Raw genomic sequence first — 14008 nt, 5'->3', positions numbered from 1 at the left:
CGCCGGAACCCTGGCCATCGGCGCCAGCACCGTCGCCTGCCTGATCATGGGTATCGCGGCGCTGCGGGCCGGCCGGCTCCCCGGGCCGGAGCTGGCCGTGCTCGCGCTCACCCCGCTGGCCACCGCGGAGCTGGTCGCCGGTCTACCCGACGCCGCGGCCCGGCTGCTCGGCGCCCGGCACAGCGCGCACCGGCTCGCCGAGCTGGACCGCACCCCGACGCCGATCACGGAACCCGTTGCCCCGCGGGACGTCTCGGGTACGACCGAGCTCACCGTCGAGGCGCTGTCGGTACGCTGGCCGGGCGCCGCCGCCGACGCGGTCACCGGACTGGACCTGCACGTCGGCGCCCGTCGCGGCGTCGTGCTCACCGGACCGTCCGGGGCGGGCAAGAGCACCGCGCTCGCCGCGATCATGCGCCAGCTCGACCCGTCGGCCGGGCGCATCGCGCTGGACACGGTGGACACCCGAGCGTCCACATCGGACGCGGTGCGGGCGCGGTTCGCCTGGTGCGGCCCGGACACCCACCTGTTCGACAGCACGCTGCGGCAGAACCTGCTCCTTGCCCGCCCCGACGCCACGGACGCCGACCTGCGGACCGCCCTTCGCCGCGCCCGCCTCGGCGCTTGGCTCGACGGCCTGCCCGCCGGACTGGACACCCCGCTCGGCGCGCACGGCGCCGGCGTCTCCGGCGGCGAGCGCCAGCGCATCGGCGTCGCCCGCGCCCTGCTCGCCGACCGCCACTTCGTCCTGCTCGACGAGCCGACCGCGCACCTCGACGGGCCCACGGCCGCCGCCTTGGCCGCCGACCTGCAAGCGCTCACCGCCGACCGCGCCGCGCTCATCGTGACCCACCGCCCGGACGACTTCCCCGACCTGCCGGCGGTCGACCTGGCTACCCCGACTGTCGCCGCGACTCGAGGTGCTCCTTGAGCCGGGCCAGCGTCGCGGCGATGTGCGACCTGTTGGCCGCCGGGCGATCCGGCTCGCCGGTGATGAAGATCGCGAACGGGACGAACCAGCTCGGCACCCGCAGCCAGCTCGACTCGGTGACCGTGCACCCCTCGTCCGCCGGCTGGATGTCGAACTGCCACCGGGCGATCGGCACCCGGAACGGCGTGCTCACCTCGTAGGCGAACCGCTCCCCCGGCTCCGCGTCGGTGATCGTGCACCGCGTCACCCAGCGCCGCCACCCGTTCCGGTTCGTCCCGCTGAACCGCGCCCCCACCGCCGCCTCGGTGGCCCCGCCCAACCACCGAACCCGGAACACCTCCTCGGCGAACCTCACCATCACCGTCGGATCACTCACCACCCGATACGCCTCCTCCGGCGCCACGTTGATCGTCACCCGACCCGTCGCAATCGGTGCGCTGGCGTCCACCTTCCACCTCCACGGCACCCCACGATGACGATCACAGTGTCGCGTCCCGGAAGAAGATCGGCGCCCAGGACCGCACTACGGAAGAATCGCCGCCCGCCTGGCTCGACAACGGCTCCACCATCGTCCGCTTACCGGGTCAGCAGGTCCAGCGTGGCGCGCTCGAGGGTCTCACGGGAGTCGTTGCCGTCGAGGGTCTCGGCCACCTCGAGGGCGGCGGCGATGGTGCGGCCCTCCTGGAACGCCGCGCAGACTCGGGGGTCTACATAGGACCGGCGGGCGACGGCCGGGGTGTTGCCGAGCTGCTCGGCGACCATGCGCATCACGGCGGCCTCGACCCGGCGGGCGGCGCGCTGGGAGGTGGGACGGTCGAGGGTGGCGAACTCGGTGGCGGCCAGCACGGTGGCCGTCCAGGTGCGCATGTCCTTGACGGTGAACTCGTCGCCGGCGAGCTGCTTGAACCGCTCGTTGACGTCCCGCGCGCGCAGCTCCTGGCGTTCACCGCTTCCGTTGCGGTATGCGAAGAGTCGCTCGCCGTCGGCCCGGCCGCGGCGCAACGCGATGATCAGCCGGGTCAGCTCGGGGTCGCGGATGCCGACGGTCCGCTCGATTCCGTTCTTGGCCGGGAAGTCGAACAGCAGCTCGCCCCCGCGCGGCCGCACGTGCTCGCGCAGCAGCGTCGCCACGCCGCGGGAGTCGTTCTCCTCGGCGTACTCCTCTCCCCCGGTGCGGAACACGCCGCGGTCAAGCACCCGCAGCGCGCCGGCGAGCACCCGCTCGCGGCCGAGCCCCGGGACGGTCAGATCCTCCTGGATCCGCGCCCGCACCTCGGGCAACCGCGCCGCGAGGGCCAGCACCCGGTCGTGCTTCTCCTCGTCCCGGGCCCGGCGCCACTCGGTGTGGTAGAGGTACTGCCGGCGGCCGGCGTCGTCGGTGCCCAGCGCCTGGATGTGCCCGTTGGCCTGCGGGCAGATCCACACGTCGCGCCAGGCCGGCGGGATCGCCAGCGCACGGATCCGGTCCAGGGTCTCGGGATCGGTCACCGGCGCGCCGTCGGCGTCCACATAGGAGAACCCGCGCCCGCGCCGGATCCGGCGCAACCCCGGACCGGAAACCTTGCTGCGCCGAAGCCGCATCGCGCCCTCCCGGGTGTACCTCGCAATGACCCGGGTACCCGAGTTTGCGGAGGACAATGCCATGGTCACCAAGAACGCCACCAAGAACACCGTGGAGGAGCTGCTCGCCGAGCGCGGCACGACCTACGCCGAGCAGGCCGGCATCAAGCTGGCCGACAAGCCGGCGCCGCTGTACCAGCTGCTGGTGCTCACCACGCTGCTGTCCGTGCGCATCAAGGCGGAGCTGGCCGTGGACGCGGCCCGCGAGCTGTTCCGCGCCGGTTGGCGTACGCCCAAGGCGATGCGGGAGTCGACCTGGCAGCAACGCGTCGACGCGCTCGGCCGGGCGCACTACGTCCGCTACGACGAGAGCACCGCGCGGTACCTCGGCGAGGCCGCGGAGCGCGTCATCGAGACCTACCACGGCGATCTGCGCCACCTGGCCGAGAAGGCCGACGGCGACGTCGGCCGGTTGCGCCAGCTGCTCACCGAGTTCCCGCGCATCGGCGCCACCGGGGCGCAGATCTTCTGCCGGGAGGCGCAAGCCGTCTGGCCGTGGCTGCGCCCGTACTTCGACAAGCGCGCCCTGGTCGGAGCCAAGAAGGTCGGGCTGCCAGCCGATCCGGACCGGCTGGCGAAGCTGGTCAGCCCGGACGACCAGGCCCGCCTGGCCGCCGCCCTGACTCGGGTGAGCCTTGCGCGGCGCTAGCGGCGCTGGCCGGGAAGCCGTGCTGCACAAGACGAACCTTGCGGAACTCGTCGGACGACGTGAGCGTGAAGTAGAAGGTGTACAGCAGCGCGAAACCCATCGCCGCCATCGCCAGCCAGGCCGGCACACCGGGCAGCAGGTTCAGCACGACGAACCCCGCGACCAGGAACGGCACCGCCCGGACGAGGATCTTGCCCGCATAGCGCCACCGCCAGGTGGGAACCGTGAGATCGTGCCGCACCCATTCCCGGTACCGGCCGGGTAGCCGCCCGCCGCAGGCGTACCACAGCCAGTGCAGCGGGTCGGGTCGGGCAACAGCCATGACCAAGGGTTACCCAACATCAGCCGGGGTATACGGGCTTCATGCCACGGCTGCCCGACGAGTACCTGGTGCGGTTCACCGATACCCGGCACGGCCGGGTGCGCAGCCGCGTCCTCGGCGAGCCGACGGACGCGCCGCCGGTGGTCGCGGTGATGGGCCTGGCCGTCGCCGACTACCTGCTGCCCGCGCTGGCCGCGCTGACCTGGACGCAGGTGCACCTGATCGACCTGCCGGGGCTGGCCGGCAGCGCCGACCCGCCGCACCCGCTTGACGTGCCGGGCTACGCCGAGGCGGTGTGCGACTGGCTGGACGAGGCCGAGCTGCCCCCGGCCGTCCTCATCGGACACTCCAGCGGCACCCAGGTGGCCGCCCACGCGGCCGCGGCCCGGCCGCAGCGGGTGGCGGCCGTGGTGCTGGCCAGCCCCACCGTCGACCCCAAGGCCCGCTCGTTCCCGCGGGCGCTGTACTACTGGCGGCGCGACGCCAAGTACCCCATGCCCGGTCTCGACGAAAGCCACCGTCCGGAGTGGAAACGGGCCGGGGCGCGGCAGCTGGTCCGCCTGATCCGGGTGCACCTGCGCGATCACCTCGAGGACACCGTGCCGCGGCTGTCCCAACCGCTGCTGGTGCTCCTCGGCCGGGACGACCGGCTGTGCACCGAGCAGTGGGCCAGCGAGCTGGTCGAGCGGGCCCCCGACGGCCGGCTGGTGACCGTGCCCGGCCCGCACACGTTCCTCTGGGGCGACCCCGGGGCGTGGCGCGAGCCGATCCGCGAGCTGGCCGGGAAGGTCGCCCCCTCGGGGAAGGGTGCGCGGTGAGACCGAACCGGGCGATCGCCTCGTTCGACTCCGCGTCCACCTTCCTGCGGGTGCTCGCCAGGCACCTGCACGGCGCGGACAGCCCGGCGCTCGGGCTCGGCCCGGCCGCGCGCACGGCGAGCCGGCTGCTGCCGCTGGTCAACCGCATGCCGGCACGGGCACGGGCGGAGATCTACACCTGGTCGGGCTGGTCGGAAGCGGTGCCGCAGAAGCACATCGGCGAGGTCGACACCGAGCAGGTCGCGCGCTGGGCCTGCAACCAGTACCCGCGCCGGCACTACCCCGCGGTGCTGATCGGCTCGTCCTCCGGCGCGGTCGCGCACCTCGCCGCGCTGGCCGGGATTCCCTGGCTGCCACAGACATTCCTGGTTCCGGTCCGGCATCCCGGCCTGGATCCCGACCGGCCCCGGGCGGCCATGGTCGACCTGGCCGCGGCCCGCGACGCCTTCGCGTCGGCCAACCCGAACATGGTCGTGCACCACATGCACGACGCCAACCAGGACCGGCTGATGATCCAGCACATGGCCTACTTCCGGTTCAAGTACCGGACATTGCCGGCGGCGTACCGGCGGTTCCTGCACGAACGCCTCGAGCCCGGCGGCACGGTGGTCGTGGTCGACTGCGACGAGCGCTGGTCGACCACCGCCGTCGGCGAGCGGCAGGTGTTCCAGCACGGCGCGGTCGGCGGCATGAGCGCGCGGGAGTACGCCGCCGGCGGCGAGCGGGTGACCGCTTTCCTTGCCGAGCAAGGATCCGAGCTGTTCGCGTGGGACGGGCCGGCGCCGGACGCGGTGAGCCCGGAGGCGGAGTGGGGCTTCGACTCCGCGCTGCTGCCCGATCTGACCGAGCTGTGCGCGCAGCGGGGCTTCGCGCTGGAGCGGTTGACGTTCCCGCACGCCGACGCGCTGAGCGGCCCGGTCGCCGAGCTGTACCGCGCCTGGTACACCGAGCACGGCGTGCCGGCCGACCGGTTGCTGGTCGGCTCGTTCGTGCTGATCGACGTGCACCTTCCGCTGGCGCTCGGGCTGGTGCCGTACTGGGCGCTGTTCGGCACCAAGCCGGCCCGCGACACCCTCGACGAGTACCTGCGCACCGCCGAGCCGTACGACGAGATCCACCTCGGTCTGTTCTCCCACGGCATCCGCTCGATCGGTTTGGCGACCATCGACGACTGGGACGAGGTGCTGCGCCACGCCCGACGGTCGGGCACGTACTGCGGCGTGGACCGCGCGGCCTATCCCCAGGACTTCGCCAGCAACGGCCGGTTCCACGACGAGGCGGCCAAGCTGCCGGCGACGGTGGACCCGCCGCCGGCCCGCGCGCCATGGGACTGGGTCATGCGGTGGTTGCCGACGCTGCGACTGGGTAACCCTGCATAACGCAAGAAAGAAGAAGGAGGAACTGTGCAGAACACCGAGACCGGCCAGGTCACCGGTACGAAGGACAAGGATTACAACATCATCTGGTTCGTCGAGCAGTGCCTGAGCAACGCGTTGCGGCTGGAGACCTACATCCAGGACGCCGAGCGCGAGCGGGACACCGAGCTCGCCGAGTTCTTCCGTCGCGCTCAGGGTGAGAGCCGCAAGGGTGCCGAGCAGGGCAAGGAGCTCCTCGCCAAGCGGCTCGGCAGCTGAGCCCATGGACGCGAGGGTCGTGGTGGTCACCGGCGCCAGCGCCGGGATCGGGCGGGCGACGGCCCGCCTGTTCGGGGCCAGGGGTGACCGGGTGGCGCTGTTCGCCCGGGGCGAGCGGGGGCTCGCCAACGCCGCCGAGGAGGTGGCGGCGGCCGGGGGCACCGCTCTGGCCGTACCGGTCGACGTCGCCGACCACGACGCCCTCGCCGAGGCGGCGGATCGGGTCGAGCGCGAGCTCGGCCCGATCGACGTCTGGGTCAACAACGCGTTCGCCACGGTGTTCGCGCCGTTCGTCGCCATCCGGCCGGACGAGTACCGCCGCGTCACCGAGGTGACCTACCTGGGTTTCGTGCACGGCACCCGGGTCGCCATGCAGCGCATGCTCCCGCGCGACCGCGGCGCGATCGTCCAAGTGGGATCGGCGTTGGCGTACCGCGGGATACCGCTGCAGTCCGCCTACTGCGGGGCCAAGCACGCCATTCAGGGGTTCACCGAGTCGGTGCGGTGCGAGCTGATGCACGACGGCAGCAAGGTCCGCGTGACCATGGTGCAACTGCCGGCCGTGAACACCCCGCAGTTCGACTGGGCACTGTCCCGTATGCGCCGCAAGGCCCAGCCCGTGCCGCCGATCTACCAGCCCGACGTGGCCGCGCGGGCGATCGTGCGCGCCGCCGACCATCCGCGCCGCCGGGAGTACTGGGTAGGGGCCAGCACGGTCGGCACGCTGCTGGCCAACAAGCTCGCCCCCGGCCTGCTCGACCGCTACCTGGCTCGCACCGGGTACAAGGCGCAGCAGACGTCCACAAAGGACGAGCCGAACCGGCCGGTGAACCTGTGGGAGCCGGTCGACGACGACACCGACTTCGGCGCCCGGGGCCGCTTCGACGACAAGGCAAAATCGCATAGCCCGCAGCAGGCGCTGTCGCGGCATCACGGTCTGGTGCGCGCGGCACTCGGCGCGGCGGCGGCCGGCGTGGTGTGGCGGGTCGTGCGCCGCTGACCGACGCGAAAGACAAGTCGATGATGGACCTTCTTGTGCTCCTGCTGCGGGCACTGCTGGTGGTCAGCGGCCACCCGGGCGGCCGGGTGGCCGCCGTGCTGTTCGGAGCGGTCCTGGTGCTCAGGTTCCTACTCGGTTCAGGTACTCGCGGAGCACGTCGGGGCTGAGCTCGGGGCGGCCACCCGGATGGCCGACCGTGGCCGCGGCCGCCGCCACCGCGAACCGCGCGGCGGTCTGCGGCTCGTGGCCGCGGCGCAGCGTGCTGGCCAGCGCCGCGGTGAAGGCGTCGCCGCTGCCGGTCGTGTCCACGACGTCGGTGTCTACCAACGGAAGCACCAGCTGCCCACCGTCCCAGACGAACACGTTGCCGTCGCCGACGGCGAACGCGACCAGCGACATCCGGTGCCGGTGCAGCAGCTCCCCTGCCGCCTCGACGGCCTCCTCCGCTGTGCGCAGCTCGCGCCCGGCCACCAGGCTCGCCTCCGTGGCGTCGGTCCGCAGCACGTCCGCCAAGTCCAATATGGACGTTCGGCGCTCATCCGGCGGCGGCGCGCCGTCCAGCACCACCAGCCCGTCCCGGCCTTCCCTGGCGTAGCGCGCGGCCGCCAGCGCCGCGGCCGACGGCTGCTGCAGCTGAACCACGGTGACCACGGCCGCCCGCAGCACGTCCTGCGCCGTGGCCACGTCCGCCTCGGTCAGCAGCCCGGATTCGGGAAGATCCTCCAGGTAGCGCCAATGCCCCGCGCCGTCGACGATGTCGACGATCAGACCGGTCGTGGCCCGCCGGACGACGTGGGACACGTCCACCCGGTCGGCCCCGGCCTGCTCGAGCAGGCGCGTGCCCACCTCGTCGTCGCCGACCACGCCGAGCACGGCCACCGGCGTGCCGAGCTGGGCCAGCGCGACGGCCAGGTTGGCACCCTTGCCGCCGAGCAGCTCCCGCCGGGTGCGCACCGGCGTCGTGCCGCCCGCGGCCGGCACCTCGTCGACCACCAGCACCAGATCCCGGGCTATCTGCCCGACGACGACCGCGTCCACCATGCCGGTGGACTACCCGCTCCAGCATCTCGCAAGCTCGGTGGGCAGTGTCCATGGCTCGCTCCGCAAGCTCCGCTCGCTGGTTGACCACCGATACCCGGGGTACCCGAGTTGTGACGGATCTGATCGGCTATCGGAGGAGGAGCAGTGGACAGGGCAGTCCTGCGCAACCTGATCGACGGCCGAGGCCCGTTCGCGTCGGTGTACCTGGACGCGACGCACGACACCGAGGACTCCGGCAAGGAGATCGACCTGCGCTGGCGCGCGCTGCGCAAGCGGCTGGCCGAGCAGGACGCGGGCGAGCCCACGCTGACCGCGCTCGACGAGGCCATCCGGGAGCGCCCGCCCGCGATCGGCCGGGCCGGGCGGCTGCTGATCGCCACCGGCGACCGCGTGCTCGTCGACGAGTACCTGACCGATCCGCCGCCGGCGCCCGTGGCCCGTGTGTCGCCGCTGCCGTACCTGGTGCCGCTGGTCATCGCCGGGCCGCGGTGCGTGCCGCACGTCGTGGTGCTGGTCGACAAGGTCGGCGCCGACCTGCGCGCGGTCGACGGCGCCGGGACCACCGTGGCCGCGTACACCGTCGAGGGCCGCGACCACCCGGTGCACAAGGTACGCGGGGCCGGCTGGTCGCACCGCACCGTGCAGGCGCACGCCGACGCGACCGTCACGCACAACATCGACCAGGTGGCCGGGGAGACGGCGCAGCTCGTGGAGCGCACCAAGGCCCGGCTGCTCGTGCTGGCCGGCGACATCGAGCCGCGCACCCTGCTGCGGCGGGCGCTGCCCGACTCGTGCGCCAAGATCGCGGCCGAGGTGGACACCGGCCGGCGGGCCGAGGGCTCCGACCGGGACGCCTTCGAGCGCGACGTCCGGGAGCTGGTCGCCGAGCAGTGGCGGCTCGAGCACGGCAAGCGGCTGGAGCGGTTCCGGGCCGAGCTGGGCCGCGGCGCCGGGCGAGCCGTGCAGGGTCTCGGCCCCACCACCGAGGCGCTCCGCCAGGCCAACGTCGAGCTGCTGGTGATCGACGACCCCGCGTTCGGCGACAAGACCGTGTGGGCGGGTCAGCGGCCGCAGCTGGTGGCGGTGGAGGAGGCGGAGCTGTCCAGCATGGGCGCCACGGAGGGCGCGCCCGGCCGGGCCGACGAGGTCCTGCCCGCGGCCGCCATCGCGGTCGGCGCCGACCTGCTGGCCGAGACCCCCGAGCTGGGCGACCCGGTCCCGCTCACCGACGGCGTGGGCGCGCTGCTCCGGCACGACTAGGACCGTACGTCGGCTGTCGATCGAGCGACTCAGGGGCGGGCGTCGCCGTAGGGCATGCTGGACGCGTGATCTCGTCGGATCAGTGGCATGCGGTGCGGGCGGCGTTGGAGGTGACCGGGGAGCGGTTCGCGGCGCTGGTGGAGTCGGCGCGCGATCCGGGTGCGCGGGCGACGCGGCATTGGTCGGTGGCCGACACGGCGGCGCATGTGGCGGCGATCGCGTTCCAGTACACGGGTCTGGCGCGCGGCGGGGAGCGCGCGTTGCCGATGGGCGGGCTGGCCGAGCAGGTGGCCGCGACGACGGTGGACACCGTGGCCGTGCTCAACGAGCTCACCCTGCGACAGTTCACCGAGCGGGATCCCGGCGCGCTGGCACGGGGGTTACGCACGGATATCAGGGAGATTCTGCGGGTCAGCGCCGAGCTCGATCCGGCGCTGCCGGTGCCCTGGCTTGGTGGGTCGCGGGTGCCGCTGGCCGGGATTCTGGCGCACCTGCTCAACGAGCTGCTCATCCACGGTCGCGACATCGCCCGGCGACTGCGGGCCCGGTGGGCCATTCCGCCGGCGCACGCGGGGCTGTTCATCGACCTGTTCCTCGTCGGGGTGCTGCGCTACGGCGTCGGGCGGTTGCTGGACAACGACCAGGCACCACGGGAGCGGCGCATCGCGGTGGAGCTCCGCTCGGCGTACACCGTCGCGGTGACGCTGGTGCTGCACCGGGGCCGGGTGACGGTGGAACAACCTGGCGGCGCCACCGACGTCCGGCTGTCGTTCGATCCGGCGACGCTGAACCTCCTGATGTTCCACCGGATCGGCGGGGCGCGCGCTCTGCTCAGCGGCAAGGTCAGGGTCCGGGGCCGGGTCTGGTTGCTGCCCACCTTCCTCCGTACCGTGCGCCTGCCCTAGGCCCAACTGGGAAGACGTGACGCTTCCGCCGGGCGAGGGGGCGTGCGAGTGTCGATCTATGCGCACATACCCTGCACTCGCGCTGGGACTCGCGGTCACTGCCGCGCTGCTGGTGGCGTCGCCGGCCCCGGCCCAACCGGGAAGCCCGCCGCCGGTGGCGGCCACCCGGCACACCGTCACGCTGATCACCGGGGACGTCGTCGAGGTGCGGACGCTCGGCGACGGCAACGCGACCGCCACGCTGCGGCCGGGCGCCGAGCGGGCCAACGTCAGCTATGCCAGCCGCCGCGTGGGTGACCAGCTCTACGTGGTTCCGGCGGATGCCATGCCGTTGCTGGCGGCCGGCAAGTTGGACGGGGAGCTGTTCAACATCACCGCGCTGCTGGCCGACGGCTACGACGACGCGCGCAGCGCCACGCTGCCCCTGATCGTTCAGTACGAGCGGGCCGACGCGCGGGCCATGGCCGCGCCGCTGGGCACCACGGCCCGGCACACGCTGGAGAGCATCAACGCGCGGTCGGTGGCCGAGCACAAGGATCAGGCGGGCGCGTTCTGGAAGTCACTGGCCGGCGCCGAGGGCGAGGTGACCGCCACCGCGCAGTCGGTCCGCAAGATCTGGCTCAACCGCACGGTGAGGGCCACCCTCTCCGACAGCGTGCCGCAGGTGGGCGCGCCGCGGGCCTGGGCGGCCGGCTTCGACGGCACCGGCATCACGGTCGCGGTGCTGGACACCGGGATCGACGACACCCATCCGGACCTCGACGGCGGCAAGGTGGTCGCCGCGGAGAACTTCTCCGACGACGCCGACACGCTCGACCACTTCGGCCACGGCACGCACGTGGCGTCCATTGTGGCCGGTACCGGCGAGGCGGCCCCGGCCGCGCGCAGGGGCGTGGCGCCGGGCGCGCAGCTGATCAACGCGAAAGTGCTCAACAGCAACGGATCCGGCACGTTCGACCAGATCATCGAGGGACTGGAGTGGGCGGCGGCGCAGGGCGCCGAGGTGGCCAACATGAGCCTGGGCACCCAGTCGCCGTCGGACGGGACCAACGATCCGCTGATCGAGGCGGTCGACGCGATCAGCCGGTCGTCCGGGATGCTGATCGTGGTGGCCGCCGGCAACCTCGGCAACGGCGAGTCCACGATCGCCAGCCCGGGCTGGGCCGACGAGGCGCTGACCGTGGGCGCGGTGAGCAAGCGGGACGCGCTGGCCGGGTTCTCCAGCCGCGGCCCGCGCCTCGGCGACTTCGGGATCAAGCCGGACCTCACCGCGCCCGGCGTCGGCATCGTGGCCGCCCGCGCGGAGGGCACCACCCTCGGCCCGATCGTCGACGAGACCTACCAGCAGCTCGACGGCACCTCGATGGCCACGCCGCACGTGGCCGGCGCGGCGGCGATCCTGGCCCAGCGGTTCCCGGGGCACACCAACCGGCAGCTCAAGGACGCGCTGATCAGCACGGCCAGCACGAAGGCCGACCAGACCGTGTACCAGCAGGGCGGCGGCCGCCTCGACGTGGCCCGCGCGCACGCCCAGCAGGTGTACGCCGGCCCCGGCACGCTCAACCTCGGCTTCTTCTCCTTCCCGCACGACGGCCAGCAGCCGGTCACCAAGACCGTCACCTACACCAACGCAACCGCGGCGGACCTGACGCTCGACCTGGCCCTCAATGTGTCCGGAAAGGACAGTGGGCCGGCGCCGGCCGGCATGTTCACCGTCAGCAGCCCGACCGTGACGGTGCCCGCCGGCGGCACGGCGTCGGTGGACGTCTCGGTGGACCCGAACGCCGGGCCGCTCGACCTGTACGGCGGCTACCTCACGGCCACCGCCGGGGACGTGGTGGTGCACACCTCGGTCGGCGCCTACGTCGAGCCGGAGATGTACGACCTGACGGTCACCGGGATCGCCAGGGACGGCCGGCCGGCCGCGGTGATCAGCTGGGCCGAGCTGTGGAGCCTGCAGACCGGCCAGTTCACCCAGAGGTTCTACTCCCAGGACAGCAACACGGTGACGTTCCGGGTCCGGCCCGGCACCTACAGCCTGGTCGGCTACCTGGCCACCGCGGACGCGGCGAACACCTTCGCGCTGGAGGTGGCCACCGTGGCCGAGCCGCAGCTGGAGATCACCGCGGACCGGGCGCTGACGCTGGACGCCCGCACCGCCAACCCGATCACGCTCGACACGCCGAAACCGGCCGCGCCGACCACGTTCACGCTGTCCTACCACCGGGACTCCGAGGACCGGAACTTCCACAGCTCGTTCACGCTGAGCCCGCCGATCAGCCGCGGCTACGCCTCCCCCACCGCCACGGTGACCGAGGGCGGCTTCGAGTTCTACAGCAAGTGGGACCTGGTCGCGCCGCGGCTGCTGGCGAAGGTGACCCGGCCGGAGGAGATCCCGCTGGACCCGCAGCCGATGAGCAACGCGGTGCCGGTCGACGGCCGGCACACCCTGCCGCTGGTCTACGTGGGCCTCGGCAAGCCGGCCGACTACACCGGGCGCGACGTCCAGGGCAAGATCGCGCTGATCTCCCGCGGTGAGATCACCTTCGCCGAGAAGGTGGCCAACGCGACCAAGGCCGGCGCCTGGGCCGCGCTGATCTTCAACAACCGGCCGGGAGTGCTGCTGGCCGGGGCGGGCAACCCCGGGGAGGTCACCATCCGCGGCCTGACCATCGAGCAGGCGCCCGGCCTGATGCTGGTGGACATGCTGCAGCGCGGGCCGGTGCGGGTGCAGGTCTCCGGCACCGCGGTCAGCCCGTACGCCTACGACCTGCTGCTGCCTGAGCCGCAGCGGATCCCGCCGGCGCTGAGCTACACCGTCGACCGGGGCACCGCCGCGCAGATCGACACGCGGTACACCGCCGACGTGCCCGGCGTGCTCGGCACCGACGTCCGGCACATCTCCCGGCCGTGGCCGACGTTCTCGGTCGGCTTCGTGCGGGACGTGCCGCGCCCGCTGCAGCGCACGTACCTGGTGTCGGCCAATGACACCCGGTGGTGGCACATCGCCTGGTCGAACGCGCCGTTCGACGGCGAGTTCAGCAGCACCTACGTCGGGTACGAACCGCGCCAACTGCTGTCCGAGACGTGGTTCGGGCGGGTGTCGCGGCCAGGGGCGTCGGCCCTGTTCGAGGATCAGGTCTCGCGCACCGGGGACGAGTTCACGATGGCCCTGTTCCCGCACTCCGACTCCGGCGGGCACTACGGCTGGAACTCCACCGGCGACGTGCTGAGCACCAAGCTGTTCACCGGCACGCAGTTGCTGAAAGAGACCGACACCTTCCCGTTCGACACGTTCCCGGCGCTGGCCACCCCGGCCCGGTACCGGCTGGAGCTGAGCGCGAAGCGGGCGAACGCATGGTCGAAGTACTCGACCGACACGTTCACCACCTGGGTGTTCTCCTCGAGCCGGCCGGCGAAGGACACCGTGGAGCGTCCGCCGCTGCCCCAGGTCGACGTCGACCTGACGCTTGACGAGCTGAACCGGACCACCGACCGCACCGCGTTCACGTTCCGGCTGCGCGCCGGCTACGTGCCGGGGGCGACCGGGCCGGGGATCACCCGAACCCAGGCGTGGGTCTCATTCAACGACGGCGGCACCTGGCGGCGGATCGACCTGGTCGACCTCGGCACCGGGTGGCTGCAGGCCACCGTGCAGCATCCGAGGATCGAGAACACCACGGGCGCGGTCTCGCTGCGGGTGCGGGCCGCGGACGACGCCGGCAACAGCGTCGACCAGACGCTGCTGCGGGCCTACGGGCTCAAGCCGGCTACCTGACCGGATGGACGCGTCGGGTGACCCGGCGTCCCGAGAAGGGAAGCCGGGTC

General features: G+C 72.8%; 13 protein-coding genes. 9 read left to right on the top strand and 4 right to left on the bottom strand.

What is annotated here, in order from left to right; translation table 11 throughout:
• Positions 1-931, top strand: a 931-nt coding sequence (locus tag VGX25_RS25530; protein ID WP_326920441.1) for an amino acid ABC transporter ATP-binding/permease protein, incomplete at its 5' end; no start/stop codon positions are given.
• On the opposite strand, the gene VGX25_RS25525 is transcribed toward VGX25_RS25530, so the two are convergent.
• Together VGX25_RS25525 and VGX25_RS25520 are read right to left on the bottom strand one after the other, a co-directional pair.
• Entirely contained in the window at positions 894-1346 is a 453-nt protein-coding gene (locus VGX25_RS25525) for an SRPBCC family protein (RefSeq protein WP_326920440.1), read from the bottom strand. The two genes, VGX25_RS25530 and VGX25_RS25525, sit on opposite strands and share 38 nt — an antisense overlap.
• A gap of 161 nt (positions 1347-1507) precedes the next feature.
• Complete coding sequence (locus VGX25_RS25520) at positions 1508-2512, bottom strand: DNA topoisomerase IB (RefSeq protein ID WP_326920439.1); 1005 nt, start codon at positions 2510-2512, stop codon at positions 1508-1510.
• A 61-nt stretch (positions 2513-2573) separates the two neighbouring features.
• Here VGX25_RS25520 and VGX25_RS25515 point away from each other — a divergent pair, with 61 nt between their 5' ends.
• Positions 2574-3200, top strand: coding sequence for an endonuclease (locus tag VGX25_RS25515; protein ID WP_326920438.1), 627 nt, complete (start codon positions 2574-2576; stop codon positions 3198-3200).
• Here VGX25_RS25515 and VGX25_RS25510 read toward each other — a convergent pair.
• Positions 3136-3522, bottom strand: coding sequence for a DUF5313 family protein (locus tag VGX25_RS25510; protein WP_326920437.1), 387 nt, complete (start codon positions 3520-3522; stop codon positions 3136-3138). The genes VGX25_RS25515 and VGX25_RS25510 overlap by 65 nt on opposite strands.
• 41 nt (positions 3523-3563) lie before the next feature.
• On the opposite strand from VGX25_RS25510, the gene VGX25_RS25505 reads away from it, so the two are divergent.
• From VGX25_RS25505 to VGX25_RS25490, 4 genes are read left to right on the top strand one after another with little or no spacing between them, the layout of a single operon-like run.
• On the top strand, positions 3564-4340 hold the full coding sequence (locus VGX25_RS25505) for an alpha/beta hydrolase (protein WP_326920436.1): 777 nt from the start codon (positions 3564-3566) through the stop codon (positions 4338-4340).
• Positions 4337-5719 carry a hypothetical protein gene (locus VGX25_RS25500; RefSeq protein ID WP_326920435.1) on the top strand — a complete coding sequence of 461 codons (1383 nt, stop codon included), beginning with the start codon at positions 4337-4339 and terminating at the stop codon, positions 5717-5719. The genes VGX25_RS25505 and VGX25_RS25500 overlap by 4 nt, the downstream gene beginning before the upstream one ends.
• A 24-nt stretch (positions 5720-5743) precedes the next feature.
• Positions 5744-5974, top strand: coding sequence for a hypothetical protein (locus VGX25_RS25495; RefSeq protein WP_326920434.1), 231 nt, complete (start codon positions 5744-5746; stop codon positions 5972-5974).
• A gap of 4 nt (positions 5975-5978) precedes the next feature.
• On the top strand, positions 5979-6974 hold the full coding sequence (locus VGX25_RS25490; RefSeq protein WP_326920433.1) for an SDR family oxidoreductase: 996 nt from the start codon (positions 5979-5981) through the stop codon (positions 6972-6974).
• A gap of 120 nt (positions 6975-7094) precedes the next feature.
• Here the strand turns inward: VGX25_RS25490 and VGX25_RS25485 are convergent, their stop codons facing one another.
• A complete protein-coding gene (locus VGX25_RS25485; RefSeq protein ID WP_326920432.1) occupies positions 7095-8015 on the bottom strand; it encodes a PfkB family carbohydrate kinase in 921 nt (306 codons plus the stop codon).
• 144 nt (positions 8016-8159) lie between these two features.
• Here VGX25_RS25485 and VGX25_RS25480 point away from each other — a divergent pair, with 144 nt between their 5' ends.
• The 3 genes from VGX25_RS25480 (at position 8160) to VGX25_RS25470 (ending at position 13958) form a co-directional block, all read left to right on the top strand.
• Positions 8160-9275, top strand: coding sequence for a hypothetical protein (locus VGX25_RS25480; RefSeq protein ID WP_326920431.1), 1116 nt, complete (start codon positions 8160-8162; stop codon positions 9273-9275).
• Between the two features lie 65 nt (positions 9276-9340).
• The gene (locus VGX25_RS25475) at positions 9341-10180 is read left to right on the top strand and encodes a maleylpyruvate isomerase N-terminal domain-containing protein (RefSeq protein ID WP_326920430.1); all 840 of its coding nucleotides are present in this window, start codon (positions 9341-9343) and stop codon (positions 10178-10180) included.
• A gap of 58 nt (positions 10181-10238) precedes the next feature.
• On the top strand, positions 10239-13958 hold the full coding sequence (locus tag VGX25_RS25470; protein ID WP_326920429.1) for a S8 family serine peptidase: 3720 nt from the start codon (positions 10239-10241) through the stop codon (positions 13956-13958).
• Positions 13959-14008 lie beyond the last annotated feature (50 nt).

Source organism: Actinophytocola sp. (assembly GCF_035942955.1).
GTDB lineage: Bacteria > Actinomycetota > Actinomycetes > Mycobacteriales > Pseudonocardiaceae > DASYTH01.
The sequence above is the reverse complement of the archived record's forward strand: the minus strand, read 5'-3'. Positions and strand labels throughout refer to the sequence as shown.

Coding starts and splice junctions, on each gene's coding strand:
- VGX25_RS25520 (WP_326920439.1), bottom strand. CDS start 2,512: ATGCGGCTTCGGCGCAGCAAGGTTTCCGGTCCGGGGTTGCGCCGGATC.
- VGX25_RS25515 (WP_326920438.1), top strand. CDS start 2,574: ATGGTCACCAAGAACGCCACCAAGAACACCGTGGAGGAGCTGCTCGCC.
- VGX25_RS25510 (WP_326920437.1), bottom strand. CDS start 3,522: ATGGCTGTTGCCCGACCCGACCCGCTGCACTGGCTGTGGTACGCCTGC.
- VGX25_RS25505 (WP_326920436.1), top strand. CDS start 3,564: ATGCCACGGCTGCCCGACGAGTACCTGGTGCGGTTCACCGATACCCGG.
- VGX25_RS25490 (WP_326920433.1), top strand. CDS start 5,979: ATGGACGCGAGGGTCGTGGTGGTCACCGGCGCCAGCGCCGGGATCGGG.
- VGX25_RS25485 (WP_326920432.1), bottom strand. CDS start 8,015: ATGGTGGACGCGGTCGTCGTCGGGCAGATAGCCCGGGATCTGGTGCTG.
- VGX25_RS25470 (WP_326920429.1), top strand. CDS start 10,239: ATGCGCACATACCCTGCACTCGCGCTGGGACTCGCGGTCACTGCCGCG.